This is a genomic window from Mesorhizobium sp. M7A.F.Ca.US.006.04.2.1 (genome assembly GCF_004022915.1).
Taxonomy (GTDB): domain Bacteria; phylum Pseudomonadota; class Alphaproteobacteria; order Rhizobiales; family Rhizobiaceae; genus Mesorhizobium; species Mesorhizobium ciceri.
Genome location: NZ_RZQA01000725.1, coordinates 1 through 3,370 on the forward strand (window position 1 = coordinate 1; position 3,370 = coordinate 3,370).

The following is a 3,370-nucleotide window of genomic DNA, read 5'->3' on the forward strand; positions in this document are numbered from 1 at the left end:
CCCCGGCATCGTGCTGGTCACGATGATCACTGCCGTCGCCTTCTCGGCGCGCAATGTTTCCGGCTTCGCGCTGTTCAGTCCAATGATCCTCGCCGTCGTCGCCGGCATGATCTACTCCAACGTGCTCGGCACGCCCGTGCACGCCAAAGCCGGTATCGCATTCTCGCAAAAGCGCCTGTTGCGCTTCGCCATCGTGCTGCTCGGCTTCCAGCTGACGCTCGGCCAGGTGGTCTCGATCGGCGCTGGCGGCGTCGGCATTGTCGCGGCGACGCTTGGCGCCACCTTCGTTTTCACCATCACGCTTGGCCGGCTGATCGGCGTCGACGCCAAGCTGGCGCAGTTGATCGCCGCCGGCACCTCGATCTGCGGCGCTTCGGCCATCGTCGCCACCAACATCGTCACCGATGCGCGCGACGAGGACGTCACCTACGCCGTCGCCTCGATCACCTTGTTCGGCACCGTCGCCATGCTCGGCTTCCCGCTCATGGCGCCCATGCTCGGCCTCGACCAGCACGCTTTCGGCCTGTGGGCCGGCGCCTCGATCCACGAGGTGGCGCAAGTCATCGGCGCCGGCTTTCAGAACGGCACCCAGTCCGGCGAGATCGCCACCGTCGCCAAGCTGACCCGCGTTGCCATGCTGGCGCCGATGGTCGTCGCGCTCGGCCTGATGGCGCGCGGCAGGAGCAGCAGTGAGGTGGCGGCGCGGCCGCCCATGCCGTGGTTCGTCGCCGCCTTCGTCGCTGTCGTGGCGTTGAACAGCTTGGTCACGGTGCCCACCGAGGTGAAATCGGCAATGGCGCTCGCCACCACCATCATGCTGACCATGGGCCTGGCCGCCATGGGCCTGCAGGCCGACATCTCTCAGTTGCGCTCGCGCGGCCTGCGCCCGCTGGCGCTCGCCTTCTCGGCCTTCCTGTTCATCGGCTGCTTCAGCCTGATGCTGGTGAAGTTCGCCTGAGCTTGATCGCCGGCACGCAGACGGCACAAGCGAGTTTGGGAATCAAATCACATCGGCTACGGTCTGCCGCGCATCAACACGCGAGCCCGCACCCGATCCATGCCGTTTGTTCCCTTACCCTTCGTCGTCGCCCTGTCGCTGTTCATCCTGCTTTGGGTCGTCGCCAGCCGCCAGGATGAGGCAGCACCGAACCTGCCGTTTCTCGCCCTGATCCTTGTTGCAGCGTTGCAATCGGTGCTCACCGGACTGCGCTGGGGCTATGGCATCAGCGAAGTCGGCTATATCGCCCCCGTATCCGCCGCGATCATGCCGTCTCTGCTCTACGCCGGCGTATCGAGCCTGGTTCGCACCAGCGACCGCCGGTGGCCGGCCCTGCTGGGGCTCCACGCGACACCCGCGGTCATCATCATCATGCTGATAATCTTTTGGCGCGAGGCGATCGACGTGGCGCTGACATCAATCGATTTCACCTACGCCGCCGCCATTCTCTGGCTGCTTCGCTCCGGCGCCGACGGGCTTCGCCTTGCGCCCTTCGACGGCGCGGTCCCGGTCTACAGGGCCATCCTTTTCGCGGCAGCTACGCTGTGCCTGTCGGGAGCCGTCGACATGCTGGTGTCCTTCGATCTGGCGTCGGGACATGGCGCTCGCGCGGCAACCGTGATCGGCATCGGCAATCTTTTCATGCTCGTCATTGTCGGCATGGCGGCGGCTGCGGCCAGCCAAAGCCATGTCCCGCTCAATGCCGCCGAGCCCGTCGAGACTCCGTCCCCACCCGACGCCGGCGAGAACGCCGATGCGATCGCCAGGGTCAACGAGTTGATGCAGGAGAAAAAACTATATCGCGACGCCAATCTCAACCTCAACCGGCTTGCCCGGCGCGCCGGAATTCCAGCACGGCAGATCTCAATGGCGATCAACCGGGCCACGGCCAGGAACGTCTCGCAATATGTCAACGGACACCGCATCACCGAGGCCTGCCGGCTGCTGAGCGAGACCGATCAGTCCGTGACGGAGATCATGTTTGCGGTCGGCTTCCAGACCAAGTCGAACTTCAACCGCGAATTCCGCCGCGTCACCGATATGACCCCGCTCGCCTGGCGGGACCGGAACGCGCCTGACGCGGCGCCCTCGCTTGCGAACCGGCGGGCGGCTGAAATCGGCAGCGCCGTTCCGCACTGAACGGTACTCAATCGCGATAAAGCACGTCCTTGATCGCGATCAAGGTCGCGGACTTCGCTCCGATCCGCTGACATTGGGTCGCTAACACTGCAATCGAACATGACCGCCAGCTTGCCCGGACGCTGTAGCCTCCGGCCTTGCCACCTATAGGGCGCGTTCGACAACGGAGATTTCAATGAAATTCTGGACTATGCTCTGCGCCGTCGCTGTTTCCACGGCGCTCATGCAACACCCCGCAGACGCCGGCGACAATGTCGGCGTTCGTCAGTTCCCTGCCCCATCCAAGGAGCGCGGCATCGATTTCGATGTGACGGTCTGGTATCCCGCGCAACCGGGCGGCGAGATGGTTATATCAGGCGACACCGCGCTTTTCGCCGGAACGGCCGCCATGCGCGATGCGCCTATCGCTGGCGGAAAATTCCCGCTTATCCTGCTTTCGCATGGCGCTGGCCTGGCGGGAACCCCACACGCCCTGAGCTGGATTGCAACGCCTCTGGCCAGGCAGGGATTCGTCGTCGCCGCTCCCACACACCCGGGAAATACGGGGAAAAACAGATCCGCCGCCGAGACGATGAAACTCTGGTTGCGGCCCGCCGATCTCACGGCTGCCCTGACCGCGACGGCGAAGGACGCTTTCTTCGCAGGGCACCTCGAACAAGGCAAAGTAGGCGTCCTCGGTCTTTCCATGGGCGGCAACACGGCGCTGGCGATAGCCGGTGCCCGCATCGATCCGAAATTGCTGGCGGCCTATTGCGATACGGACCTGCTCAATGCCTCGCTCTGCGACTGGGTCAGGCAAAGCGGCGTCGATCTTCACGCCATGGATTTGCAGGCCGCCGGTCGGGACAACCGGGATGAGCGCATTCATTTCGCCATGGCGATCGATCCTGCCCCATCCGATGTCTTCGATGTCAAAAGCTTTGCCGGTATCAAAATTCCGGTCGCTATCGTCAATCTTGGCCGACCAGGAAAGATTCCCGTGACCGCCGACGCATCCGAGATCGCAAAAGCAATTTCAAAGGCGAGCTATGCGACGATCGCGGATGCGAGCCACTACAGCATGTTCGGCGAATGTAAGCCCGGCGCTGCCGGCATCATTGCGGCCGAACAGATCGGCGACCCGGTTTGCGATGACGGTGGAGCACGATCGCGCGGTGATATTCACGCGCAACTGATCGACATGACGATTGCAGCTTTCAATCGCGCGCTGAAGACCGAGCCGTAGGACGCAGC

The 3,370-nt window shown here is 63.8% G+C and carries 3 protein-coding genes; all 3 read left to right on the forward strand.

Annotation, left to right across the window (positions count from 1 at the left end):
• Nucleotides 1–958: YeiH family protein (locus tag EN925_RS28840; protein ID WP_164894450.1), on the forward strand; the 958-nt coding region annotated here is incomplete at its 5' end.
• Nucleotides 959–1,057: 99 nt separating this feature from the next.
• A complete protein-coding gene (locus tag EN925_RS28845) occupies nt 1,058–2,137 on the forward strand; it encodes an AraC family transcriptional regulator (protein WP_064994021.1) in 1,080 nt (359 codons plus the stop codon).
• A gap of 175 nt (nt 2,138–2,312) precedes the next feature.
• Nucleotides 2,313–3,362: a dienelactone hydrolase gene (locus EN925_RS28850; RefSeq protein ID WP_127388234.1), complete on the forward strand. Its 1,050-nt coding sequence runs from the start codon at nt 2,313–2,315 to the stop codon at nt 3,360–3,362.
• The last annotated feature ends 8 nt before the right edge of the window (nt 3,363–3,370 follow it).

Bases quoted from the DNA above. Each gene is read 5' to 3' on its own strand.
- EN925_RS28850 (WP_127388234.1), top strand. From the start codon at position 2,313: ATGAAATTCTGGACTATGCTCTGCGCCGTCGCTGTTTCCACGGCGCTC.
- EN925_RS28845 (WP_064994021.1), top strand. From the start codon at position 1,058: ATGCCGTTTGTTCCCTTACCCTTCGTCGTCGCCCTGTCGCTGTTCATC.